18 protein-coding genes are annotated in these 26,820 nt (G+C 46.0%); 4 read left to right on the top strand and 14 right to left on the bottom strand.

Annotation, left to right across the window (positions count from 1 at the left end; genetic code table 11):
* Positions 1 to 42: 42 nt before the first annotated feature.
* Positions 43 to 630, bottom strand: a complete 588-nt coding sequence (locus NZ043_RS22945; RefSeq protein ID WP_133384615.1) for a TetR/AcrR family transcriptional regulator — start codon at positions 628 to 630, stop codon at positions 43 to 45.
* 269 nt (positions 631 to 899) lie between these two features.
* Between NZ043_RS22945 and NZ043_RS22940 the strand changes: the two genes are divergently transcribed.
* Positions 900 to 1,823, top strand: a complete 924-nt coding sequence (locus tag NZ043_RS22940; protein WP_339309305.1) for a LysR family transcriptional regulator — start codon at positions 900 to 902, stop codon at positions 1,821 to 1,823.
* A 40-nt stretch (positions 1,824 to 1,863) separates the two neighbouring features.
* Here NZ043_RS22940 and NZ043_RS22935 read toward each other — a convergent pair whose 3' ends face one another.
* The 8 genes from NZ043_RS22935 to NZ043_RS22900 all read right to left on the bottom strand — a co-directional run bounded on the left by NZ043_RS22935 (position 1,864) and on the right by NZ043_RS22900 (position 11,192).
* A complete protein-coding gene (locus NZ043_RS22935; protein ID WP_218133564.1) occupies positions 1,864 to 2,628 on the bottom strand; it encodes an SDR family NAD(P)-dependent oxidoreductase in 765 nt (254 codons plus the stop codon).
* 22 nt (positions 2,629 to 2,650) lie between these two features.
* Positions 2,651 to 4,357 carry a M28 family peptidase gene (locus tag NZ043_RS22930; protein WP_339309304.1) on the bottom strand — a complete coding sequence of 569 codons (1,707 nt, stop codon included), beginning with the start codon at positions 4,355 to 4,357 and terminating at the stop codon, positions 2,651 to 2,653.
* The gene (locus tag NZ043_RS22925) at positions 4,350 to 5,603 is read right to left on the bottom strand and encodes an amidohydrolase (protein ID WP_339309303.1); all 1,254 of its coding nucleotides are present in this window, start codon (positions 5,601 to 5,603) and stop codon (positions 4,350 to 4,352) included. The genes NZ043_RS22930 and NZ043_RS22925 overlap by 8 nt, the downstream gene beginning before the upstream one ends.
* Positions 5,604 to 5,638: 35 nt before the next feature.
* A complete protein-coding gene (locus NZ043_RS22920; protein ID WP_133384611.1) occupies positions 5,639 to 6,628 on the bottom strand; it encodes a dipeptide ABC transporter ATP-binding protein in 990 nt (329 codons plus the stop codon).
* The gene (locus NZ043_RS22915) at positions 6,606 to 7,622 is read right to left on the bottom strand and encodes an ABC transporter ATP-binding protein (RefSeq protein ID WP_339309302.1); all 1,017 of its coding nucleotides are present in this window, start codon (positions 7,620 to 7,622) and stop codon (positions 6,606 to 6,608) included. The genes NZ043_RS22920 and NZ043_RS22915 overlap by 23 nt, the downstream gene beginning before the upstream one ends.
* Positions 7,600 to 8,526: an ABC transporter permease gene (locus tag NZ043_RS22910; protein ID WP_339309301.1), complete on the bottom strand. Its 927-nt coding sequence runs from the start codon at positions 8,524 to 8,526 to the stop codon at positions 7,600 to 7,602. The genes NZ043_RS22915 and NZ043_RS22910 overlap by 23 nt, the downstream gene beginning before the upstream one ends.
* A gap of 18 nt (positions 8,527 to 8,544) precedes the next feature.
* Positions 8,545 to 9,495 carry an ABC transporter permease gene (locus tag NZ043_RS22905; RefSeq protein WP_091031001.1) on the bottom strand — a complete coding sequence of 317 codons (951 nt, stop codon included), beginning with the start codon at positions 9,493 to 9,495 and terminating at the stop codon, positions 8,545 to 8,547.
* A 92-nt stretch (positions 9,496 to 9,587) separates the two neighbouring features.
* Positions 9,588 to 11,192, bottom strand: a complete 1,605-nt coding sequence (locus NZ043_RS22900) for an ABC transporter substrate-binding protein (RefSeq protein ID WP_339309300.1) — start codon at positions 11,190 to 11,192, stop codon at positions 9,588 to 9,590.
* A gap of 257 nt (positions 11,193 to 11,449) precedes the next feature.
* Between NZ043_RS22900 and NZ043_RS22895 the strand changes: the two genes are divergently transcribed.
* Complete coding sequence (locus NZ043_RS22895) at positions 11,450 to 12,952, top strand: carboxypeptidase M32 (protein ID WP_339309299.1); 1,503 nt, start codon at positions 11,450 to 11,452, stop codon at positions 12,950 to 12,952.
* 475 nt (positions 12,953 to 13,427) lie between these two features.
* On the opposite strand, the gene NZ043_RS22890 is transcribed toward NZ043_RS22895, so the two are convergent.
* Together NZ043_RS22890 and NZ043_RS22885 are read right to left on the bottom strand one after the other, a co-directional pair.
* Complete coding sequence (locus NZ043_RS22890; protein ID WP_339309298.1) at positions 13,428 to 16,670, bottom strand: cytochrome P450; 3,243 nt, start codon at positions 16,668 to 16,670, stop codon at positions 13,428 to 13,430.
* Positions 16,671 to 16,967: 297 nt separating this feature from the next.
* Entirely contained in the window at positions 16,968 to 17,888 is a 921-nt protein-coding gene (locus tag NZ043_RS22885) for an NAD(P)/FAD-dependent oxidoreductase (RefSeq protein WP_339312838.1), read from the bottom strand.
* A gap of 462 nt (positions 17,889 to 18,350) precedes the next feature.
* Here NZ043_RS22885 and cyoE point away from each other — a divergent pair, with 462 nt between their 5' ends.
* Positions 18,351 to 19,280: a heme o synthase gene (gene cyoE / locus NZ043_RS22880; RefSeq protein ID WP_036608378.1), complete on the top strand. Its 930-nt coding sequence runs from the start codon at positions 18,351 to 18,353 to the stop codon at positions 19,278 to 19,280.
* 116 nt (positions 19,281 to 19,396) lie between these two features.
* Here cyoE and NZ043_RS22875 read toward each other — a convergent pair whose 3' ends face one another.
* From NZ043_RS22875 to NZ043_RS22865, 3 genes are all read right to left on the bottom strand, one after another.
* Positions 19,397 to 21,166, bottom strand: coding sequence for an ABC transporter ATP-binding protein (locus NZ043_RS22875; RefSeq protein WP_249910845.1), 1,770 nt, complete (start codon positions 21,164 to 21,166; stop codon positions 19,397 to 19,399).
* Positions 21,163 to 22,908 carry an ABC transporter ATP-binding protein gene (locus NZ043_RS22870; protein ID WP_339309297.1) on the bottom strand — a complete coding sequence of 582 codons (1,746 nt, stop codon included), beginning with the start codon at positions 22,906 to 22,908 and terminating at the stop codon, positions 21,163 to 21,165. The genes NZ043_RS22875 and NZ043_RS22870 overlap by 4 nt, the downstream gene beginning before the upstream one ends.
* Before the next feature lie 617 nt (positions 22,909 to 23,525).
* Positions 23,526 to 24,761, bottom strand: coding sequence for an MFS transporter (locus NZ043_RS22865; RefSeq protein ID WP_339309296.1), 1,236 nt, complete (start codon positions 24,759 to 24,761; stop codon positions 23,526 to 23,528).
* A gap of 195 nt (positions 24,762 to 24,956) precedes the next feature.
* Here NZ043_RS22865 and NZ043_RS22860 point away from each other — a divergent pair, with 195 nt between their 5' ends.
* Positions 24,957 to 26,723 carry an ABC transporter substrate-binding protein gene (locus tag NZ043_RS22860; RefSeq protein WP_339309295.1) on the top strand — a complete coding sequence of 589 codons (1,767 nt, stop codon included), beginning with the start codon at positions 24,957 to 24,959 and terminating at the stop codon, positions 26,721 to 26,723.
* The last annotated feature ends 97 nt before the right edge of the window (positions 26,724 to 26,820 follow it).

Here is a 26,820-nt window from a genome sequence, read left to right as displayed (position 1 = left end):
CAAACGTATCGAACTTTCTTTTTCTCTATCTCTTGGTATAACTTATTGAATCTGTTTGGCGTTTTTCGTCACAACCGACAAATACTCAGCAGCCGTCAGCAGAGGCTGTTTATCCTGATTTGTCAGGCTAATAATCAGTGCTCCCTCCATCAAAGAAATGATCAGAAGTGCCGTCTCCCGCGCCTTCTTTTCACCAACGCCATCCAGAATCAGATGTTTCTTAATGACATCCTGCCAATCTGAAAATACACCCTGACATGCAATACGCAACTGCTGACTAATACACGATGTCTCCACAGCTGCCCAGAAGCTGAATGGCAGAAATCCGGTAAACCCGGCTGCTTCTGTTTCATGAGCCAAATCATGAATAAATCTCTGAATGGCGTCCCCCGTATTGTCATGGGCTGCAAATGTTTTCTCAAATGTCTGCAGGATATGTTCATTGGCTTTTTGAATACACTCGTGCGCTAGCTCTTCCTTGCCATGCGGGAAATAATGATACAACGACCCTTTCGGCGTACTACTCTCTTTGATGATCTGATTCAGACCGGTCGCATGATATCCTTGTGAAAAAAACAGTCTCGCTGCTGTGCTGACAATGGACTCTCTAGCATTAGACTTTTCACTCAACGAAAGCCACTTCCTTCAAATAATTATAACAATCGGTCTATATAATTAAACTCGCTCAGATCGACACTGTCAATCATTTTTATTTCAAATTTTAATGTAAACGTTAACAGTTCAGAAGTAAGAAAATAAACCAAGCGGCTGCTCTTGGTCAGATCATTAAAATATTTAAAATCCAATTGGAATAGTATGTATTAAACATGCTATACTAATCGAGAAATTGTAAATCATTATTCAAAACATATACTTATAGAAAGGTGTTTGCCATGGAAATGCGAATGATTAAGACCTTTCAAACCATTGTAAAGCTTGGAAGCTTTCAGCAGGCAGCAGAAGCATTGCAGTATTCACAACCAGCCATCACACAACACATTCAGAAGCTTGAAGGTGATCTCGGTGTGAAATTAATTGACAGAGGAAAGAAGATTAAATTGACGGAAGCGGGGAAAATTTTTTACGCCAGAGCCGATCAGCTTCTTAAAGAATATGAGTACTTAACGAATACGATCTCGGATATCCAACAAGGACAAGCCGGTTATGTTCGAATCGGAGTATCCGAGCCAACAGCGAGCCACAGACTTCCGGCGATTCTGTCTTCATTTGTGGAGAAAAATCCAAAGATCAGACTTAGCATCCGTATTGGGGACAGCAAGTTGCTAAATGAGCTGGTCGTGGATGAACAGCTTGATTTTGCCGTCTGCCCTTCTCCAGAAACCAGTCTGGATACCGAGTTTCACCCTCTACTTTTTGAACCCATGGCCTTATTATTGTACAACACGCATCCGTTCGCTCAAGCTACTGAAATACATTTGCAGGATCTGAAGGGTCAATCATTTCTGTTCACACCTCCCAATTGCCCGATTCGAATTCGAATTGAGCAGCTGTTGGCCGAGAAAATTGACAGTGATTATCAAGGTATCGAAATAAGTAATATCCGATCTCACAAATATTATGTACAAGCCAAATTGGGCATAACGATTGCTCCCATTGCAACCATCTCTCCTGCCATTCCGGGAACGGTTATCCAAGCCATTGCCGATTTGAAGGTTGGCCCCATCGTGGGCGTTTTGCGTAAACGAAATACTCCGCTTGGTACTGCGAGCGAGAAACTAATGCTGGATATTCGAACCGCACTACTCCAAAGTAATCTGTATGTTCCAGAGTTCGAGCTTCCTTCCAAGCTGGCATTGCAATAAAATGACTTGCCAGCTGCAATTATAGTATAGGACCTATTCGCTACTTCAGTCTGCCTGCCGTGCGTCCGCCATCTACCGTTAGTATGCTGCCCGTTATAAATGAAGCCTTTTCCGAGGTCAGATACAAAATGGCTTGAGGAGCATCGTCAGGACCTGACGTCCGACCTAACGGTGTGATTTTAATCATATGTTCCGTATGTGCCTGTGTCATCACACTAACCTCACTACCCGGTGCATATCCCGGTACAACGGCATTAACCCGAATGCGATATGGTGACAATTCCAGTGCGAAGGTTTTGGTAAGCATCTCAATCCCTACTTTGGAAACGGAATAATTCCCCATACCAACACCGGCGGTGGAAGCTGCTCCGGAGCTTATATTAATGAAGGAGCCTTCCACCCCACTTACAATCATCTGATTGGCAAACTGCTGTGTGAGTATAAACGGCGCCGCCAGATTCAGATCCATCGTATCATTCCAGTCCTGAAGCGTCATGTTCATCAGTGTGCGATACGGATATATTCCTGCATTATTGATCACAATATCTGGCGCATTCCATTGGTGTTCAACCACTTGAACCAATTCATTGACGGAGTCTTCGTCAACAAGGTTGGTCACATGCCAGTGCACCTCCACACCCTCCTGCTTCAGTTCATCCGCTACAACCCTTAAGGCGTCTTCTCGAATATCAGACAGATAAAGTTTCGCCCCTTCGACTGCATAGGCTCTAGCAATCCAACGTCCAAATACACCTGCAGCCCCAGTAATAACTACCTTTTTACCAATAAATCTTCGTTCAGTCATGAGGTTCTCTCCTTTATACAATTCAGTTGGAATGGGCATGCCTCTCGCTTTCCGCCACAAGAAGAATCGCCTGTTTAATCTCATAACCTATACGATTCACCTGACGTACAAGTGATGTTCTTAACCTGTAGAAGGCTTCACTGCCCTCTGTGGCCGCAGCCAACTGTTCGGCTTCCGCAAGAGCGGGTACCAGCACATGACTGCCAGCGAGATCATGATCATAACGGCTGCCTTGAACGTAATTGATGGGAACAAGCCATCTGCTGAGTGCCAATATCGTACGATTTACCTCTCTAACCGACGTATTCGGCAAGGAACCACGTTCAACTCGTTCATAGAAACGATCCGTAACAGCCTGAAGATGTTGCACCCTGCTTGTTATATGTGAAAAGTCTATATGCTCCCCGGCAAGCTCAGCGTAATAGCCGATTCTGTCCGATAAAGTCTGGACGGCTGATCTCTGATCAATGGGAATGATCGGAGATGAAGCCGCATGGTAGACTGCTGCTGCATACACTTTGCAATCCCGCGCCAGAACATCTCGGTCAATTTTGTCCAACGTATCCTCCGTTGTATGCCACCACCAGCCGAACCAGCCTTGAGGCTGATAGGATAAACCCATGAAAGCCGACGGAAGTCCGGCGCCCCAAAAGGACTGATCTCCCGACCTGCCAAAAGGCGAACCACGGAAAGGCTCATACGTTACAGTTCGGATTGCCTGCTCACATAACCCCTTAGTCTCTGCCATTGTGTTCGCCGCAGCCAGATCACTGGCACCCTTGGCGCCCACAGAGTCAATATTGATATGGAGCACGCCATTCTCTTGCAAATCCTCCCAATGAAGATCACTATATAACGCAGAACCCGCATATCTGCCATGAGAATGCCCGGACCAAAAAGCGAAACGAACAGAACGCCGCAGAGAATGACGGTGCAGAGATAATACACGTGCCACTTCCACCATGACCGCATTGGCGGAGCCATTATCCATCGCGCCATAATGCCAGGAATCCACATGTCCGCTGAAAAGTATAAAGGACTCCGGCTCCACCATGCCTCGTATCTCTGCAATCAGTGTAGGGATCTTGACCCAACCAGTTCTCACCTCGGCATGCAGCGTAACCTCTACCGAATCACCATCACACACGGATATCAGCGACTTAATCTGCTCTCCGTCAGCCTTATTGACCGATAGCACCGGAATGGCAGGATAGCCATCATCCTCCCGTGTCGGATTGCCCCAAACGGAAGAAACGATCATCTCATGCGTATACGCACCACTATTGATAAAAATGATTGCCTTGACACCCTGCTGTTGCAAACGGTGAATGGTTGTCCAATTGGCTAATCCGTGCACGATCACCGCGCTGTTGATCCGCTGTCCTTCCTTGAAGTTCTCATCTACCTGTTCCAGATCCAGGAATCTCAATTCTGTGTTCAACTGTTCCACCTGGGCTGACATCGAATGTGTAATAGCCTTGAAAGAACTGCCACCAACCCAAAGTTCTGCTCGGAGCGGGATACTGATGTAGGCCTCGTTAAACGTAAGCTCCGTGGTCAAACCGAAGCTTTCCAATTGCTCTTGGATATAACGAAATGCCCGCAGTTCTTCTTCAGATCCGGACAAACGAATCTCCTTTGCGATCTCTTTATTGTATTCAAGCAGCAGATCGCGATTGATCTCATGCAGAACGAGATTCAACTCCGTTTGTTGCTGCAACTCAGCCATTTGGATTCCCCCTTTCCTCTTTGCCTGTTGCAACGCCCAATGCAACCCTCGATTCATCATCACTGCTCTGGTTCAAATAATGAATGGCCGTTTCGCCAAGAACCGATATGCCTGTGACAATGGCTTGCTCATTAAAGATAATCGAATCACTATGAAGGGGAAGCTGTGAGCGGGCATCTTCCTCTGCCACCGTTCCGAGCCGGAATATGGCTCCAGGCACATATTCAAGATAAGCACCAAAATCTTCGGCGCCCATGGATGGTTCTTTCAGATAAACGACCGATTCCCTGCCAATCACAGATTCCGCTGCTTGTTCAATCACGTCGACTACGTGATCATCGTTAATAACGGGTGAACCGCCGCGATAATAATCAAATTCCGCTTGTCCGCCAAAACCTTCCGCAATCGTCTCAATGAGACGCTTCATATATACTGGCACGGCTTCACGCGTCTCGGGATTGTGCGTACGGATCGTACCTCTGAGTTGCACTTCACCTGCGATAACGTTATAGGCATTGCTATTGCTTTGCAGCTTCGTGATCGAGATGACGGAAGAATCCAGTGGAGACAGGTTGCGGGATACGACCGTTTGTAATGCAGTTATGATCTGGGCAGCAATAATAACCGGATCAACTGTTCGATGCGGATATGCAGCATGCCCTCCTTTTCCCGTCACCCGAATATCAAAAGCATCTGCCGCAGCCAGCATGGCCCCTTTCCGCAATCCAATCTTACCTGCGGGCAAATCCGGCCATACATGCAGGGCAATAATCGCATCCAACTCAGGGCTCTGCAATACACCTGCCTTAATCAGATCCGTAGCCCCTCCTCGTACTTCCTCTGCAGGCTGGAAAATAAATTTCACCGTTCCCTGAAGTTCATCCCTGTGCTCACTTAAGGCCGCTGCTGTACCGAGTAATATCGCTGTATGCACATCGTGCCCGCAAGCGTGCATGACACCTTCGCGAGTGCTGGCATACGGCAATCCGGTCCTCTCCTCAATAGGCAGGGCATCCATATCGGCGCGAATCCCAATTGTTCTGCCGTCACGTCCGCCTTTCAGAAGTCCAACCACCCCTGTTCCACCTACACCGGTCTGTACTTCGAGGCCAGCCTCCAATAAAAATTGCGCAACCAGCTTGGCTGTTTCAAATTCCTGGTGACCCAGTTCAGGATTCTGATGAATATGGCGGCGGAGCCGAATCGCCTCGTCCTTCCACTTTTCGGCTGTATCACGAAAACTCATCGATTCATTCCCCCTCTTCCTTGTTGAGTTGACCATTATTCGTTATATAAATGACACTGCACTTCGCGCTCTGGTGTGACGAAGCGTTTTTGCGGAACGACCTGACGGCATGTCTCCATCACATAAGGACAACGGGTATGAAAAACACAGCCCGAGGGAGGATTCAGTGGAGAGGGAATTTCCCCGCTTAATACCACTCTCTCCCGTTTCACACGCGGATTAGGAATGGGTACCGCTGACAACAGGGTTTTGGTATACGGATGGAGCGGATCGGCGAACAATGCTTCTGCAGGTCCCTGCTCTACCATTTCGCCCAAATACATGACCCCAATGCGATCCGCGATATGTCGTACCACACTAAGGTCATGGGCAATAAACAAATAGGAAATCCCCAGTTCCTCCTGAACCTCTTCCAAAAGATTGATGACCTGTGATTGGATCGATACATCCAGCGCCGATACCGGTTCGTCACATATGATCAGCTTTGGCCCAAGGGCCAGCGCTTTGGCTATCCCCAGTCGCTGCCGTTGACCACCGGAAAATTCATGAGGAAAGCGCTCATAATGCTCTTCACTGAATCCAACTTTGCGCAGCAATGACAGAGCTGTCTCCATTCTGTCCTGTTTATTGCCCTTCTTATGGATTAATAGCGGTTCTTCAATCGAATATCCCACACGTTTACGAGGGTCCAGCGACGTATACGGGTCTTGGAAGACCATCTGCATATGTTGTCTGTAATATCGCAATTCTTTTTTGCTTAATCCGAGAATGTCTATACCCTCATATAATGCTTCCCCTGACGTCGGTTCAACAAGTCTTAGAATGGATCGACCAAGTGTGCTCTTTCCACAACCGGACTCCCCGACCAGTCCGAAGGTTTGCCTGGTATGAATGTCGAAGGACACACCATTGACTGCCTTGACTTGTCCCTTGGTTCGGCCAAAAGAAGATCGAACTGGGAAATGTTTGTTCAGATTGCTCACCTGCAATAGCGGCTTCGACTCAACCAATGATTTCGAGTTCATGTGTCTCCTCCTGAATCGTTGCTATTCCGGGATACCAGCAGCGTACCAAATGTTTCTCGTCCACCTGTTTCAGTGGAGGTGCTGCTCGCAGGCACTGTTCATCTGCATAAGCGCATCTTGGAGCAAACCTGCAGCCCGGAGGAATCTGATGCAGCGCCGGAACGGTTCCCTCTATGACGTGCAGTTTACTATGCTGTTCGCCATCTATTCGTGGAATGGATTTCATTAAACCTGACGTGTACGGATGCTGCGGACTGAAAAATAAATCGTCCACACTCGCCTCCTCCACGACTTGGCCCAGATACATAACTGCCACCCTTGTGCACGTCTCTGCGACGACACCCAGATCATGTGTGATCAGGATGACACCCAGCCCCGTCTTCGATTGCAGACTCTCGATCAGTTCCAGAATCTGAGCCTGAATCGTTACGTCCAGTGCTGTCGTTGGTTCATCCGCGATAAGCAGTTTGGGATTACAGGCCAACGCCATCGCAATCATGACCCGTTGTCGCATCCCTCCTGAGATTTCATGCGGATGCTCATCTACCCTCTTTTCCGGTGAAGGGATTCCCGTCATTCGCAGCAGGTCCACAGCAGCAAGGCGCGCCTGTTTGCCCTTCATGCCCTGATGCAGCTTCAAGCTCTCGGCAATTTGTTTACCGATGGTCTGTACTGGATTCAGGGAAGACATGGGGTCTTGAAAGATCATGGAGAGTTCATTGCCACGTATGCGTTCCATTTGTCTTTTCGATAAGCTTAAAAGATCGGATCCCTCGTAGAGGACTTCACCGGAGTAATCTACGTAGTCTTCATCAAACAATCTGAGGATGGATTCGGCGGTTACGCTTTTTCCACACCCGGACTCACCTACGATACCCAGCGTCTCACCAGCAAGGACGTGGAAGGATACACCTTCCACCGGGTGAATCGTTCCCTTTTCGGTTGAGATGGATACTTTCAGATCCTTCACCTCAAGCAGCGGTTGTTTTCCCACGTCGTCTCCCCCTTTTCACCTTATTGGCATGCGGGTCGAGCAGATCTCTTAGACCATCACCGAACAGATTAAGTCCCAACACAACAAGTACCAGGAAAATGCCAGGAAAGACTGTCATCCACCAAGCGTTATAGATCACCGTTTTACCGTCAAAGAGCATATTCCCAAGACTTGGGGACGGTGAAGGTATACCCGCGCCAAGGAAACTTAACGACGCTTCCGTCAGGATCGATACGGCAAATATAAAACTGGATTGAATAATAAGCGGGGACATTGTATTGGGCGCCATATGAATCCAGATAATCCGCCAACTGCTGGCTCCCTGTGCATGCAACGCTTCGATATAAGTCAACTCACGAATCACCAGCGCTTTGGAACGAATGATTCGAGCCATCGATGGAATGAAGATAATACTCAAGGCAATAATGACATTTCCCGGATTCGGACCGAGTGCAGCCATGATGGAAATAGCGAGCAGAATGGATGGAAAAGCAAACAAGCCATCACAGATACGCATAAATATGTGGTCCAGCACCGAGTAACTTGCGGATAATAGCCCCACAATCATACCGATCAAAGATGCCAATACCGTAACAGCGAAACCAACCGCAACCGAAATACGCAAACCGTATACGGCACGAGTGAATACATCACGACCAAAGTTATCCGTACCAAAAACATGCTGCCCACTTGGACCTTTAAGGCGATTCACCGGATCAATCTGTAACGGGCCGTACGGTGTAATTAAAGGCCCGACAATTACCAGCAGAACAACAACCAACAAAATTCCCACCCCTGTAGTTAACAATGGATTATTCATAAAACGCCTGAATGCGATGCGTCTTCTCTTTCCCTTCTTGTGAAGTCCTGACGGAGCGATGGTAGTTCCCGGATTGGTTATCAAGTGATCTCCACCTCCCGTTTATTTCTTGCTTAATCGAACCCGTGGATCGACCAAACCGTACAACAAGTCAACAATCAGATTCACGAACACATAAGCCACTGTAACCAGCAGCACCGACCCCTGAATAACAGAATAATCTCTTCGACTAATCGAATTGACGATGAGTTGCCCGACGCCCGGAATATTGAATAACGTTTCAATGACCGCAGCGCCTGTAACCAGCCCACCGAATGATTCCCCAATCACCGTTAGAATCGGGATGAACGCAACACGTAACGCATGCGTATACACAATCGTTTTTTCTTTGACTCCCTTGGCTTTCGCGGTCTTGATAAAATTGCCGGACATCACATCGAGAATGGATGATCTCGTCATTCGGGTAATGAGCGCTGCCTGAATGATGCCGAGCACGATGCCTGGTAACAGGAGGTATTTGATATGCTGCCACAGCCCCTCGCTTAGCGGCTGGTATCCTGCAACGGGTAACCAACGTAGTTTTACACTAAAGAACATGACCAATAGTGATCCCAGCAGAAAACTCGGAATTGAAATACCAAGCATCGAGAATCCCATCACCGATTGATCCACGATTGTCCCTCTTCGCTTGACCGCTGTAATACCAAGAAACAAGGCAAGAAAAACACCGATCACCTGTGCAATGATGGCGAGGGATAATGTGGGAGCCAGCCGTTCAAAAAATGCCTCTGTCACAGGTTTGTCCAGAAAGATGGACTCCCCCAGATTCCCTGATAATAACCCTAGCATCCAAATACCAAATTGCTCATAGATGGGTCTGTCCAGCCCCAATTTGCTTCTTAACTCATCAATGTCGGCTTTTGTCGCCTCTTCCCCCAGCAGAATGGCAGCCGGATCTCCCGGTGTGACATGAATGATGGAGAACACGACAATAGCGACGACGAACAAAACCGGAATCAAGGATAATAATCGCCGAACGATATATCCACCCATAAGAGGGCACCTCACTCTCGTGTTAGCAAACGGAAAGGCGTATTCCTGTAAAAGCGATGCTACGCCTTTTCACCTGTTGCCCTTTGCTTCAGCTACTTGTTATTGGTTGTATTCCAGAATATAGGACCCAAAATATTTTGGAATCCAATAATATTTTTCGATAGTGCGGTAACCTGCTTCGTATGTCCGATCTGAGAGAATGGAACTTCGGTCCATACAAATTGCTGCAATTCGTCAATCAGCGGCCTTGCGGCTTCTACCGATTCTGACGTGCGAATTCCCTGAAGCAGCTCGTTTAGCTTCTCGCTTTTTAACAGCCCCGCTCCGCCTCCCCAGAACGAGTATTGATAGAACGTGGGCCGGAATGCATAACTCATTGGATAGATATCCCATCCTGTACCTGTCCCGAGCTTCTCCTGCAACGTTGGCCAATCATAAACATCCAGTTTGACCTTGATACCAATCGACTCCAACTCCTGCTGCAAAACAACAGCTACATTATATTGGTCCACATAATCTCTCGTTGTGAAAATTTTGATCTCTTCACCGTTATAACCTGCCTCCTGAAGCAATTGTTTTGCTTTGTCCGCATTAGCCTGGCTGTACGCTTCCTTGCCCGCTTCCGAGTACCAGTTCGGATATTCCGGAAGGACCAGAGAGGACGTCTTCACATAGAATTGTGGATCACGGAATGCTGACGTCAGAATGTCATCCGCATTCTGAATGGCATTAACAGCCTGACGAAGCTTGACGTTTTTGAACAAGCCATCATTGCTGTTGTAGAAGTAGCCAATCATTCCTCCTGGACTGAGAAAAGTCTGCAGCTCCGGATTGCCCGCTATTTGCTGTTCATTATCCACTGAGATATTTAAGGCAATGTCATATTCCCCAGACGTAATTCCGGCCAATCTGGTCGACTCGTCTGTGACAAAGCGGAAGTACAAGTCATCGACCAGCGCTTCCTTTTTGCCGCCTGCGCCATTACTTGGCTCCGTACGGGCAGAATAATCCTCATATTTTTTCAAATGAATGTACTGATCCTGCTTCCACTCCTCCAATTGAAACGGACCTGTACCGATGTAGGATTTGATGCCCTTGTCATCTGCCTCATCCACGACTTCCTTCGGATAAATGGCTGCTGCCGGAATCGGATCGGCAAGGAGTTGCAGAGTTAATAGAAATGGTGTCTTTAATTGCAGGACGACGGTAGATGGATCGGTTTCTTTCGCCTCGGCACCTACAAAATTCGCCTTCCCGTGACTGGACAGCTTGATCCAGCGATTCAGAGAAGCCACTACGTCCTCTGCCTGTAGCTGCTTGCCATTGTGAAACTTCACTCCTTGGCGGAGATGGAATGTATATGATAATTTGTCTTCACTGATCTCATAGGATTCAGCCAGGAGTGGAATAACCTGTGCGTCTTTATCCAACGTCACCAGTTGCTCATAGATCTCACGTGAAATATCCTTGACCGCTGTATTGGAAGAAACGTGTGCATCCAGCGTGACCGGTTGTGTTGGATAACCAACGTTCAACGTTCCGCCCGCCTTGACTTCAGTACTCGTTTGTTGGGATGGATTCTCCCCCGTTGCTGAAGAGGCTTGTGTGTTCTGATCTTGTCCACCCGATGCGCAACCTGCCAGAAGCAGGAATGCCAGAATCATGATTAATGCAGGTTTGGTTCGATTTCTCATCATGTAACCCCTCTCGCTCTCATGCATAATGGTTAATCCGTTTTCACGATCCTGAATAATATGCAAGTGTTCATGTCGGATTAGTGAAATTTGGTATTCTCAGGCTAAGGGAAAGGCGTGTTTTTGTAAAATAAGCAATATTAATGTGTTAATTCATTTTTTGTAAACTATGAAAAAAGCGTAAAACTATATACACCCAAGTATTCCGATGGTAATATTCAACTTAAATTTCATCCTTTATCTGGAAGGAGTCATCATTCATGATCACACTCGAACGTCTGGACCCTACGCTTAAGCAGCACATCGAAAAAATAGAGCATTATAAGCAGGTTCAAACCCTGCTCGCCTGGGATGCCCGCACAGGAGCACCCAAAAAAGGCGCTTCATACGCTGCACGTGCCAAAGCGACCTTAGCGGGAGAGTTATTTCGTTTACAGACGGATTCAGATTTTGGTTTAAGACTGGAGGAAGAAACACGGAATAAAAACGTTGATGAATTAACCGGTAGAATCGTTGCGGAGCACTTGAAAGCATATAAACGATGGAGCGCGATTCCCATAGAAGAATATCAGACTTTTGTTCATCAACAGGGCCTAGCTAATGCCGCTTGGCTCGAAGCGAGAGCCGCCAATGATTTCTCCATTTTCGCCCCGCATTTGAAGCAAATCTTTGATGCAAGCCTGAAGTTCGCTGGTTATTGGGGGTACGAGAAACATGTATATGATCCACTCGTGCAGCAATTTGACCCCGATCTGGATACCGTCACATTAAACCGCATTTTCAGTGAATTGAAATCTGCCCTGTTACCTCTGATCCGCCGTGTCGTGGCTTCCTCCAAGCAACCGGATACATCCATATTCACTCGTCCTTTCCCGTTAGAAGAGCAACGACAGCTTGGAATTGAACTGTTAGATGCCATTCGGTACGATTTTGATGCCGGGCAATTCGGTGCCACTGTCCATCCATTCAGTTCTGCCATTAATCCATACGATGCAAGGCTTGCAGCCAAGTTTGTAGAGAATGATGTTCGTGTTTCCCTGTGGAGTGCATTGCATGAAGGCGGGCACTCGCTCTATACGCAGAATATTAATCCCGACTTGATTCATACCGGACTGGGCATCTTCACTTCGTATGGCATTCATGAATCACAATCGATCTTCTATGAGAAATTTATTGGCAGGCATAAAGGATTCTGGGAAAATAATTATCTCAGCTTGCAAAAAATCAAACCGGAATCGTTCGGCCATGTGAACCTGGATGACTTTTATTTTGCATTAAATGCAGTGAAACCAACGTTTAACCGCTTTGAAGCAGATGAGCTTACCTACAACCTGCATCTCATTATTCGGTATGAGCTGGAACAGGCAATTATCGCTGGAGAAGTGGATTATGAAGGGTTACCTGACGCGTGGAATGATAAATATGAGGAATATCTGGGGGTTCGTCCCCCTACCCATCTGGATGGAGTTTTACAGGATGGACATTGGAGTGCCGGGTTTGGTTTGTTCCCATCCTATACGCTCGGTTTTGTGTATGCAGCACAGTTACATGAAGCGATTCGCCGCGATCTTCCCGATTATGATCATTTGATTGAATCGGACAATATTGAGACGATTACCGGATGGCTAACGACTCATGTTCATCAATTTGGTAAATCCAAATCGGCGGATGAGCTAATTCAGTCCATCACTGGGAAGGGAATTGACTCCGCTCCATTGATCCAATATTTGACTAACAAATACGAGCAACTCTATGAGCTATGATCTAAGACCCTATTTAACCAAATAAGTTCTATCTATTCAGCATACTTCTCTTTACAAATCCAATCAAAACAGCCGCCGATTTGGGATGTGAAACTCCAGATCGAGCGGCTGTTTTTGGATGAATAGCATTATTCCATTATTAATTAATAGGTTACATAACCTGCGTAGGTCACGGTCCATGTATAACCTGTCTGACCATCAACTGATTGAAGTGTAAGTTGTCCCCGATATGGATCTACATTATAACTTGCTGTCATCGGAATATCACCAAGCGTTGGAAATTGAGACTTAGGTAAAATGGTTTGCCAAGTTATATACTTTTGTGCGTAAGGAACGACTTGTGTACTTTCGGGTAAACTATTGATTGAAGTTGAAGGTAAATCATATAGGATATCATTCTATTAAAATGTAATATTTATAATATGGTGAAAATATTTGATGTAATTTATGTGAACTACTCTTTCATTTTTAAGTTTTAATAAATAAGTTGGGAGGATTCAACCGTTCGTTTATTACCTGCCCACACGTCTTGCAGGTAGCGTCCTTCGGCTTGAAGCTGAATGAGCCAGTCTTTTGCTTGCTGCATCGTTGCTCCCTGCACCTCCTGATACGCCTGCTGCAAAGTCTCTTCCACCGCAGGAGCCATCTGGCTTCCATCTCCGCATACGTAGAGTTTTCCTTTGTTCATCAGCATGTGAATTAACTGCTCGGAATCCTCCTCCATTAGATGCTGTACATACGTTTTAGGCTTGCCCTCAGCACGAGAAAAAGCTGTGTGTAGCTTAACAATCCCTTCTCGTTCGTATTGCTCAAGCTCCTGACGATAGATGAAATCTGAATCATTCCTGCACCCAAAGAACAAATGCGCCTCACTCAGTGGCAAACCTCTCTGTTTCATGACAGCTCTTGCCTGGAGGAAACCTCTGAACGGTGCAACCCCCGTTCCCGGTCCCACCATGATCATCGGAACGTCAGCCTCTTCCGATAGAATAAATTCGGATTCAGGTGTGCGTACAAACATCAGTATACGTTCTCCGGATAGGCAACCGGCGAGATACGATGAAGCAACTCCATGGTATTCGCCCCTGCCACTCCATGCAGGCTCTTTTACTACCGATACGGTTATGCTCGCTTGCCCGGAATTCAGGCTTGGCGAGCTGGATATTGAATAGTATCTGGGCTTAAGCGGAGGCAATAGTTCAAGGAACTTTTCGAAAGGCAACTCACACGCCTCATATTTTTTTAACAGGTCCAACATGGTGATTCGATTGGCAAGAATATAATCCCTGTAGCTGTTTTCGTCCAACATGCCTTCCAGTTCACGCTTATGAGGTGGACATACCGTATGATTAGCTAACTCCTGCAACTGCGCTCTGGTAACAGGTGTCTGCAATTCCACACAGTGAGTGAGCAACTCATGTACCTTGACGGGACGGTTCAGTGGGAGGTGTGTAAGGTGGCTGACGTCCGAAGTTAATTGGATCTGAATATCCCCACGTAGTCCGAACCGACTGAGTATCCGATCCACATTCTGCTTCTGATTGCTAGGCAACACACCGAGATGGTCACCTTCTCTATAACTCATGCCTTCTGGCAGTAATACTTCGATGTGACGCGTGCTTCTTCCACTTCCCGGCGCCTGAAGCTCTTTATTAACTACCACCGTGGCATAGCTGGCATCATAAGTTCGTGCAAGTGGCATATCCGTTTTCTCGTGGACAATCTCCATTTGAAGTCTGCTTGTGCTTGGTAGGGTTGGCTTCACTACTTCCGTGTTGATCCCCAAGACACTCAATATCTGAGGCCACAACGTATACTGCCACGCTTCAACTTGTTTCTCCATATCACCTCCGGCATCAGCTTCACCGCGGGATAACAGTCTTTTACCTCCCAGTTCTTCAAGCCTCTCATCGATTAATCGCGGAATGCTCTGATACGTCCCGGACCAACTACGATCTCCACAGCCCAGAACGGCATAGTTCACATCCCGCGCTTCCTCTGACTCCGCTCCCTTCAACCAGTCAACAAATGCCGCTGCATTTTGCGGTGGTTTACCATTATACGAAGCAGTGACGATGAGAACGACACCTTGGCGTGGTATGCGGCCCATCCACTCATTCAGAGTGGCTGCTTCACTTGGAATTCCATACGAACGACCTTTCTCCACAAGCTCTCTGGCAATGCCTTCTCCCGTTCCCAGATTGGAACCATATAACACTAGGATTGATGAGTTAGTATCTGCTTCAACGGCCAGGGTATCTCCCATGTGGGTGTCACTTACTATTTTTTTATGAAAAACAGGAGCAGGTTTCTCGTCTACATATAAAGTAGCCTTATTCATCGTTTGCGAAGCGGCGCGCGCTTTCACCTGGATTCTGAAGTCTCCCGGCTTCAACGTCAGCGTCTGTTTAACATCCAATTCATAATTGCTGTAATCGATCAGTTCAAAATGTTTGAGGACCATTCCAAGCACAAGTGTTGCTTCATATAATGCAAACTGCATGCCGATACACGCTCTCTCCCCATTACCAAAAGGTTTATACGCATGATGAGGCACTTTCGTTGTATCTTCAAATCGCTCCGGACGAAAAAGCTCCGCATCCTCTCCCCATGCCTCTCTATCACGGTGTAGCTGAGGCAGGAGAATACTGCAACTTTCCCCTTTCTTCAAGGGATATTTGCCACCTATAACCGTGTCTTCTTTGGCATATACATCAAATCCCGGGGCTGTTGGCCATAGACGTAGTGATTCACTGAGAATCATGCGAATATAGGAAAGCTGAAGAATTTCCTCATATTGCGGTGAGTCACTGACCAATATCTGATCTACCTCGTCATACGCTTTCTGAAGTGATTCCGGATTTTTCAATAAAAAATATAGGGCAAAGGATAACAAACCACTCGTCGTTTCATGCCCGGCAATGAGAAACGTAATAATCTGATACCGGATGTTCTCATCATCCAGCATTTCACCAGTCTCCGGATCTTTGCCATTCAGCATACGTGCGAGCAAGTCGACCTCTTCGGGTGCTGAACTCGCTTTACGTTCCTCTATAATCTGATCTACCAGAGAGAACATCGTCTGAATATCCTCCTGGAACTGTCGTTTGGTTTTCACCATAAGCAGATTCTGAATTTTCAAACGTGAACTCTTCTGCATAGCTTCATTTAATGCCCGAACCATGCTTTCAATAAAAGGACTGTGGTCCTGTCTGTAAAAACTGTTAAACCGATAATTGAATCCACATAGTCCAATGGTATCCAACGTAAGGCGTGTCATATCATCCGCAACATCAATCGTATCGTTGGAATTGAGGCGTGCCCATTTGTTGATCAGCTGTTCGGCAATATCAACCATCATGGGATGATAACCTTTCATGGCCTGTTTGCTGAAGGTGGGAAGCAGAATGTTATGGGCCTTTTTCCAGTTGGGCTCCGATGTTCTGCTTGTAAATAAACCATCGCCTCCAAAGGCACGTACGTTTTCGAGTTCATTGTATACATATTTGTCAAAACGGGACACATCGCACAACTCAGCGACAAGATCTGGCCCAGATACGATTAAACCGGAATAACCGGGAACCGTAAGTCGATATATTGGTCCATGCTGTTCAGCCAGAACACCTAGCGACAACGTTGGTTTATCTTTATCAATCAAAGGCAGATTGCCAAGTGGTCCATACATTTTGGGCTGTGGAATGTAAGTTGCATCACTCATGATGATCACCTACTAACTGTGCGCCGTGGAGCAAGGTATTCGTTAGCCATATGATGGCTGTTCTGCTTTCATTCATAAGTGATCTCTCCTTTGATGATTTTATAAATGATAGTAATTTGTATCATTTGATAATACAATAAACCAAAATTGATTTAATATCAAATTTTCTTCCGGCTGAATTACTTTCAATTGAACCGTTCAACGTTTAAATTGAATAACAACAAATAGAGGATTGCATATGCAATCCCCTACTGTATGAACCAATGACGTTATGATTCAATGACGTTTTAATTTATTCTAATGATGACTTGGCTCATCCCACTTCTCGAAATTCAATTCATTATTAATGCTTACCGCAGACAATGCCCCCAGAGATGCAGCCGTGATTGCCTGATACATCTCGGAAGCTGCATCACCAGCACTGTATACACCTGCTACTGATGTTTTTCCTGAAGCATCAACGATAACCGTTCCCGATTCTGTAATTTCACAACCGATGGCCTTTGGCAGTTCTGATCCGGTAAACAGTTTCGGTTGGAAGAAAACTCCTGTGCATGGAATCGCTGTACCGTCATTTAGTACAACTTGCTGTACCATCCCTTCTTCAGAGTTAATGGATTGAATCGGTGCATCGAATACAGTAACATGATGCTGCTTCAGCTCTTCACGCTGCTCATCAGTTAAGGAATCTGATCCATTCGTACAGATCGTATAACGTTCTGTCCAGCCGGATATGACTTTTGCCATATGTAATGCCTTATCTCCACTAACGATGATGACCAGCGATTGGTCTCTTAACTCCCATCCATCACAATATGGACACACAAACGCACTTTTACCGTAGACCTCTGTTAATCCGTTAATATCCAAGGGAAGGTCTTTCTTACCTACCGCAAACAAAATCTTTTTCGTGTGATAACTTGCCCCCTGTGTAGTCTTAACTACAAAATCACCATCGCTACCTGTTATCGCTGTTGCCGTATCGGATGCAAATTGAACTGAGGGATAAGCTACAATCTGTTCTTTGGCAGCTTTCCGGAATTCACGTGGACTTGCCCCATCTCTTGTCACAAACCCATGAGTCTCCCTTGTAACCCAGTTACGCGGTGTCTCATCATCAATGACCACAACGTTCTTGCGGGCCCTGCCAAGTACTAGGGCTGCATTAAGCCCCGCTGGTCCTCCACCAATAATAAGTACATCCAAGAGTTGATTCATACTACTCATATTATTCACCCTTTCCAGACATTTAATATCCCTAATAAAGATTTAAATATAACCTCCGCTCTCTCTTAAGAAAGTAATATCGGAGATTTACAAGAACACATTTAAAAGCGACTATTAAAGATATCTTATATCCACAATAAACAAAACCTAACCATTTTGCAACATATATCTTTAACTACTTTCTTCAATCCAGCCTGTGTGAGTTGAATAAAAGATTATTTACACTTACACTACAATGACAGAACAAACTTTAAATCACTGTAATACCCTGATTTTTCGATTCTCTCCTGTAACACAGAAATAATTATTTAACAATTAAAAAAAACCTTGTTTTTAAATTGTTCACAATCAAATGACATTATTTTAAATACTAAAACGTTAATTAAATCACATAGTGTATTGAATGGTATAATAGCGACATAATATATAAGTATAGATATAGGAAGTGAGTTCTTGAAAACATTGAACAATGGTTCACAGACCAATATCAGCCTGGAGTATAGCTCGATTCCGAAAGTATTCTTCGATACGATCAAAATCGGAATCATCAAGTCCAACCTGATCGCCATGTTTGCGGGTTTAAGTTTGGCTTTATATGTATTTGATGCTTCAATCTTAGCTAATATTGTACCAATCATCCTTTCCTTTATTGGGTCTTCTCTCATTATTGGAGCTGCAGGGGTGTTTAACAACTTGTATGATCGTGATATTGATGCGATCATGGAACGTACGAAGAAACGTCCTACCGTTACGGGACGCGTAGATACCAAGTCGGGTCTAATTCTCGGTATTGCAATCACCATCATCGGGGGCATCATGTTGTACATCGCTTCCCCATCCGCTGCTGTATTTGGTATTTTGGGTCTGTTGCTGTACGTGTTCCCTTACACAATGTGGACCAAACGTACAACGATCTACAACACGGAAGTGGGAAGTCTTTCGGGTGCTGTGCCTCCGCTCATCGGTTGGGCAGCCATTTCACCGGAACTGGGTCATTTCGAGATCTGGGCATTGGTCGTTACAATGCTCTTATGGCAAATGCCTCACTTCTACGGGATTGCGATTCGTCGTTTTGACGAATACAAAGCTGCTGGTGTTCCCATGCTGCCCGTCGTTAAAGGCATCAGACGGACATACATTCAGACGAATGTGTATCTGGTACTTTTACTGATCTCCAGCTTTTTGTTCTGGCCGATGAGCCCATTTGTCGCTATTGTGGCATTTCTGGTCAGCTTGGCCTGGCTCATTCTTAGTGTGGCTACCTTTGATAAGAAAGAAACAGAGAAATGGTCCAAACGGATGTTTATCTTCTCCATTAACCATATCACTATTATCTTCCTGGTGATCATTGCGTATTCCCTGATTGCTCAAATGATGAGATAAAAATATTCCATCGTTCCACTCGTTATAACGATAAAAAGCCTTACAGACTGTACTCTTTCAAGGAGTCGTCTGTAAGGCTTTTTTGCTTTTTTATTATCTTTTCTAAATTTTTAAAGCTAACCAACTTTGGCGGGAGTTTGCTCCCCTTGCCACAGCAACTGCATCTCTTCATTGGTGGCAAGCAATTCGGCCAAACTTCCCTCGGCTTCAATGCGTCCATCTTTCATCACGATAATGTGATCTGCTTTGGAAAGTGCTGCCCTGCGGTGAGAAACTGCAATGCAGGTGACATCCGGCTCTTGGAACAGCCCTTCCCATACTTGTTGTTCTGTCTCCACATCCAGTGCACTGGACAGGTCATCAAAGATAAACAGGTCCGCCTCCGTCATTAACATGCGTCCTGTGGCCGCGCGCTGAATCTGCCCGCCTGACAGCATCACCCCTCTTGGACCAACCGGGGTCTCAAGCCCCTGATCCAGATGTTTGATATCCTTCTCCATCACAGCCAGACGAATGGCTTTTTCAAGGGCTTGCTCGGTGTTACCCTGTTTGCCCTGGACGATATTTTCTTTCAACGTATCACTAAACAGTCTTGGCACTTGCGGGGTATACGCCGCTCTAGGCGGCATCAGGAATGTAGCTGGATCAACAGCCGCTCCATTCCAGTGAATGTCCCCTTTTTGCTTGGGTAGCAGTCCAAGAAGTGTTCGTACAAGCGTTGATTTACCTGACCCGATCCGTCCTGTAATCACAAGAAATTGTCCGCGTTTCAGACGGAAACTGATCTCTTCTATGCCATTTGAAGAATTCGGATATTGATAAGTCAGCTTATTCACCTCAAGAGATTGCAACTTCTCCTTAGGGTCCCTCTGTTCACTTACAAGCTCCGGCGGATCTTCATACAGATAGATTTCTCTCGAATCCATGATCTGGTCTTCTTCCCCCGGGCGGAATAGCTTACGCATACGATCATACGATACCTTGAGCCTTTTGTGCTGAAACACCATATAACCAAACAGTGAAATGCTAAATCCGATATTGGCCAGATAACTGGTGAATAAGGCAAAATCACCTACGGTAAAGTTCCCTGCTTTCATCTCAGCTGCACACATCAGTAGAATCAATCCGGTACAGATACTTAGAACATGCTGATTCATCGATCTCATCCACTGCTTGAACAGATTGTCTCGAAGTGCAGCCTGGCGACGATCTTCATTCAACTGGTTAAAACGTGAAGAGACATTCTCTTCGGCCTGACCTAGTTTCAGGGCTTGCACTGCTCCAAACGTTTCCGCAATAAAACTGGTAATTCGCCCAGTCGCTTCACGATTAACCTGTGCATACTTCCGAGCCCGATTTCCGGACAGGTTGTTAAGTAAGGTCACGACCACCAATGGCAGCACGGCAACCAATGTGATCTGCCAATTAATGTTCGCCATAATGACGATGGATACAACAGCAAATACAAGCCGTCCCCAGAAGTCCACCCATGATTCTACATACTCGACGACTTCATCGACATCATCACGAAAGCGACTCATTGCCTCCCCTGGTGAAGCCGGAAGATTACGCCCCGGCCAGCGCATGATCGCTGCGAGCATGTTGGTTCGCAAAATCGCCTGAACATGATACAGATACGTAACCCATGCATAGAAGGCTACAAAAAATGTGCCCACCCGTGCCATTCGGACCAAAGCAATAAAGATAAGCGGCACAGCAAGCCACATGTAGTCATTTGACCCCACTGTTGTGCGATCAAAAAACCATTGCATTCCAATACCAATGGCTAGCGGCAAGGAATGAAATATACACCATAACAATCCGTTGATTACAAATAACAAAGGCCTGAATCGAAACAAACGGCCTATAAATCCTGCTACAGTCATGCCAATTCCTCCTCTCGGCCTGTAATGAGCAGTCTGGCATAGTGAGATGCCGGGTTACTGGCAAGTTCTTCTCTCGCTCCAAATTCCAGTACCTTCCCATCACCGAGCACCATAATCCGGTCAACTTTCTCCAGCGTAGCCAATCGGTGAGCAATAATGACTCCGGTGGATTGTTTCATTAACTGGTCAATTGCAGATTGCAGCATACCTTCGGTCGCGGCATCCAGACGTGACGAAGGCTCATCCAGAATAACCAGACTTGGTTCGGTCAGGAATACGCGGGTTAAGGCAAATAACTGTGCTTCCCCTGCCGACAATGAAGCTCCACCTGCAGCCAGATACGTATCGAGTCCTTCTGGTTGTGAATTAATCCATTGGCTAAGTCCAAGGCGATCCGTCGTCTCCTTGATCATCTGATCCGATACATCTCCATTAAACAGGGTCAGGTTATCACGCAGCGTGCCATCAAACAACTGCACATCCTGTGTCACCATTCCCACCCGGCGATAGAGCGCTTTTAATGAAAGCTTTGTGATATCCGTTCCACCTACACGGATCGTGCCCCGATCCAGATTGTAAAGCCGGAGAAGAACACGACTAAGACTCGATTTGCCGCTACCTGTGCGACCGATGATTCCCAGACGTTCACCAGGTTTAATAGCAAAAGTAATGTCCTGCAATACCGGTTTATCCTGGTTATAACTGAAATGTACCTGACTGAATTCCAATCCAAGCGGTCCTTCAGGCAATTGCTCCTCTGTACCCTCTTGAATCACACTCTGCATGGACAACAGCTCTCTGGAGCGCAGCATGCCTGATTTTGCTTTTTGGAACTCCTGCACCTGATCTCCAAGCATCTCAATCGGATCATTCAGCATCTGCGTATATTGGTAGATCAGAAATAATGTTCCGATACTAATTAGACCTTCCATATAATAATGCAAACCCAGCAAAAGCACCGCAGTGACCGCCAGAGCGAACAGAACTACCGTGGTATTCCACGGAATAACCCGTAGCAGCCAGGCTTTTCTCCCCTTAAGGAATACCGTGCGCATCGTGCGGTAAAAGCGGTTCATCACATACGGCACATGACCATTCGCTTGCACATCTTCAATCCCGGCAATGCGTTCTTCAATTAATCCGAACAGAGAGGCACTTGCCGCCCGCTCATTTTTGGAAGAGTCCACGCCCAGATTTCGGATGAAGACCATGAACAGGATCGATAATAATGTGAACACGGTCATAACCAAAGCAATAGGCACATTGACACTGAACATGAACCCGAGAATTCCGGCCAGCAGTACAAAACTACCGATCACTTGCACAATGAACATCGCGAAAAAATTGGAGATACTCGTTACGTCACCATCTACACGTTCAATCATCTCTCCAGGTGTTTTCACATTATGAAAACGCATATCAAGACGCAGGCAGTGCTTCAGCAGATCTCCGCGCAGTTGATTCGTGGCCCGCCAGGCCACGTCGTTCCCCAAATAACTGACCGCTACCGTGATGAGTTGATTAAACACGGCAACAACCAGAAATATTCCTGCGAGCTGAACAAGATTGGTGAGGACTCCCCCACTTGCTGCTGTATCGATAAATCGTTTGATAATCTGTGGATTCAAGAGCTGAAGCCCCGTTGATGTGAGCAACATGAATAAAAGTAAGGCCAGCCGTCCTTTGACTGGTTTTAGATAGCGCAGCAGCCATGACATGGAGCTTTTCTCTGTTTTGGGCACAGGTCCCACCTCTTTATTGGTTTATTTATATAAAATGAACTAAAGAACATTACACTGTAACTACGATGACAGAATAACCTTTTGGTCGCTGTTATCTACACTAGGATGAGTCATACATAATGACATTAAAATCGGGATTTCCCGCCCATAATTGATATGTAGAACGCATGTTGACCATTGTACACTCTCCTTTTTAACAAGTTAGTTTTTTATAAAATAACGCTCCAAACGCTCCTTTCCATGTGAACGGATTGGTGGAATGCATGCAAAAAAGCCATAGATGAACTAATGTTCATCTACAGCTTGTAGCCAAAAGAGACCGGATGAAATGCAAAGCATTTCCCGTATCTCCTCTGCATCGCAATAATGATGAGCGTTCACGACAGGGGTGCACAAACATGACTGTCCCAACGCGATCATTGCAAAAAAATTGGATTAATGTCACTATGCTCATGCGTATTCAGTTATCGATTCGAAATCTGTATAGGCATAAACATAATCATCATCCCACCCGTTTCACATATTTGTTGTTTATTGTATTCGCTGGACTAACATTCGTCAAGATAATTTTAACTGAATTGTTATTTAATTCATGTCATTAATCTTTTCAACTTCCGCTACATACTCAATGATGTGGACTCCGTTTGCTTCTCTCTAACAACAAGACGTCTATGTGCGATCAGAAGAAAAGGCACTCCCAGTGCAGTCGTCAGTGCAATCGGTACAAAAACGGCCAGCCCATTCTCCGCTCCAAATTGACTTAACAACACCCCTCCCATGACAGGAGCAATGACACTACCAATATTATTGAAGCCGATGGTCCCGAAATACGTTCCCTTCCATTCCGGCTTCGCAATCCGGTCGATGAGCATATCCATCATCGTGAACAACAGCACTTCCCCAATGGTAAATAGTATGACACTCATCATCATCATGAGTACACCTTCAGCGATTCCAACCATCATCAGACTGGTTGCGACCAGCAGGTTACCCACAATCAGAGGAACAAGCGGTGGAAAGTTTCGGAAGGTTCGCACAAGCGGATACTGAATAATCAGTACCGTCACCGCATTCAGGGAAAGCATGTACGAGAACATCTGACTTCCATTTTCAAAGATTGGGCTCCTCGCCAAGTACTGTGCCAACGTAGAACTAAAGTGCCCGTAACCCAGAACACAAAATGTGGTACCGATTAATACTGGCAGAAACACCCGGTCGCGACCAGTGGTTATGAGTGCTTCACGCAAACGTGGTGCGGTTGCCTGATGACGCTCTGGCAGATTGGCATGCTGTATCTTGAATTGCAGAAATAATACAAGTCCATATGCTATGTATATCAAGCCGGAAATCACAAATGGGAACGTTGATTCAGATGATCCCAGCTGAAATCCGATAATTGGCCCAAAGACCACACCAAGATTAACTGCAGCATATCTGAGGTTGAACACCAGCAATTTGTTCTCCGGAGAAGTAATATCCGATAACAGGGCTCTGGAGGTGGGCTCAAATACTGCGCGGCATAATCCGTTTAACGTATTGGCAACAAAGAACACCCATAGATGCTCTGCTGCTGAAAAAATGAAAAATACACCTGCCCAGCTAAATACCGAGATTAACATCACGATTTTGCGACCGATCCGGTCCGAAATATAACCTCCATAAAAGCTGACCATTACACCTGCCAGCGAGCTAACTGCCACAGTAATACCGGTCTGGGTCGGTGTAGCCTCTAGTACACGTGTCAGATAGATGGAAAGAAACGGGATACTCATTGACGTCACAAGACGTCCAAACATGGTTCCGATAATGATGGTCCATGCCAAGGGGTGAATTTGCCTTAAATATTGCTTCATGCGAACTTCTCCTATTCTTTCTAAGTGCTTCAATTCGGGGTGATTTAACACCCTCTTCTAATGAGTGTTCAAAAAGTCCGGTTTTCAGAACTTTTTGAACTACCTCTTCTAATGTATAATTGTAAGGATAAAAGGGGGAAAGAAAAGTGTAAACATATGACTACACTTTTCACCTTTAATAGAGGAGTCATGACCATGGATACCCTACATACACACTTTATAAGGCTCGCCGGGGCCGAACAGCTTTCATTTAAGCTTCATGAACCTGTAGCGGTAACGATTGATAGCCTGTCCGCTGCCTTGTGCTGCACCCCACGTAATGTGAAATTCATTCTCAGAAAATTGGAGGAACAAGGCTTTATCCATTGGCAACCCGGGCGTGGTCGTGGACATCATTCGGAGTTAACGATGCTGCGAAGCATGAATGAAGCGCTGGAAGCGAGTTTTACCGAACTTCTGGCTAAAGGCAAAATGAAAGACGCCATTGAACTCATTGGTACCGTTCAGATGCATGATTCACTGCGAGAACAGCTCATGCTCTCCCTCCATCAACAGATGGGATTTCACAGCCACGAAGAAACTGCCTCTGGTCAGGATATCCTGCGCATCATGAGGTCACGCCAGTTAGGTGATCTTGACCCAGCCTTTGTTTATACTGCATTTGAAACCTACCTATTAAGCCAGGTCTGTAATACATTAATCACTTATGATGCCAAGACGGAATCATTCTTGCCAGCACTAGCTCACATGTGGGAATGCAGCGAGGACCATCGATTATGGACCTTCTATCTCCGAAAAGGTGTACGTTTCCACAATGGTCGTGTCATGACATCCCGGGATGTCCAAGCGACGTTGCAACGATTGGTTGATGTGCATAGTCCGTCCATCTGGTTGTATCGGGATATTGAACGAGCGGAAGTAGCTGGCGATTACTGCATCAAGTTTGTTCTACATCGTCCTAATCGGTTTTTCTTGCATCTGTTCAGTTGTATTCGGATGACAATCCTGCCCTACGATTACAATGTAACCAATACATTAATAGGTACCGGTCCTTTTCAGATCTCTGAGCTGAATGAAGATGTGCTGGAGCTTACCGCTTTTGATGCGTACTACGGCATCCGGCCACATCTGGATCAAGTCCATTTCTGGTTTGTGCCTGACCTGAGTCCGAATGATCGCTATTATGAGCTACCGGGTACAGATCGATTGAGTCTCACAACAGGCTGTGATCAGACGAATAGTATCAATTATCCGGCGCTGGGTTGTCAGTATATGCTGTTCAATTTTCACAAGGAAGGCATCCATCATCATCCCCTATTTCGACAAGCCCTGCGTATCGTCTATGATTCGGTCGCGCTTGTCCGAGATCTCGGCGGGAATCGGATCACACCGGCCAACAGCTTCCTTCCCTGGAAAAGTGCAGCCCAAGACTGGACCGTTGCTTCTCTTGAACATGCTCGTGAATTACTGCATAACTGCGGGTACCAAGGTGAGAAGATAACATTATCGTACAAGCATAATAAGGATGCAGACGTTGCGGAGTGGTTCCAACGTCGTGCAGCGTCCATCGGTCTGAACATCAGCATGCAGGCCGTTGTGGATTATTTCAACTCAGAGGAAACCACGAACGCACAATTGATCCTCGCTGAAGAGATACTGGAGGAAGATTGGCAGTACGGCATGATTCATTTTTTCAAAAACCTGTCCAACCATTTTCATATGTGTATGTCTCCTGCATTCCAGTCTCTACTGGATGACAAACTGGATCATTTCGCTAAGCTTCATCGGGCAGAACGTACTGCGCTCCTGGATGAAGCTGAAGCCTTGCTACGTGATCACTACTGGATCTTGCATGGCTGTCACATGAACAAGCAGGCTGAACTGGATCAGAGCATCTTCGGCATGCAGATAGCAGAATTCGGATATATGGACATCTCCAAACTGTGGATCAAAAATCTTTAGGAATTTGTCCATAGTCGCATCTGTGAGATACAGGGGTGGAGGACAAAATCATGGAACAGCAAAAAAAAGCTGCTAGCCTATTTACAATAAGCTAACA

The sequence above is a fragment of the Paenibacillus sp. FSL k6-2145 genome (assembly GCF_037976585.1).
Taxonomy (GTDB): domain Bacteria; phylum Bacillota; class Bacilli; order Paenibacillales; family Paenibacillaceae; genus Paenibacillus.
The sequence above is the reverse complement of the archived record's forward strand: the minus strand, read 5'-3'. Positions and strand labels throughout refer to the sequence as shown.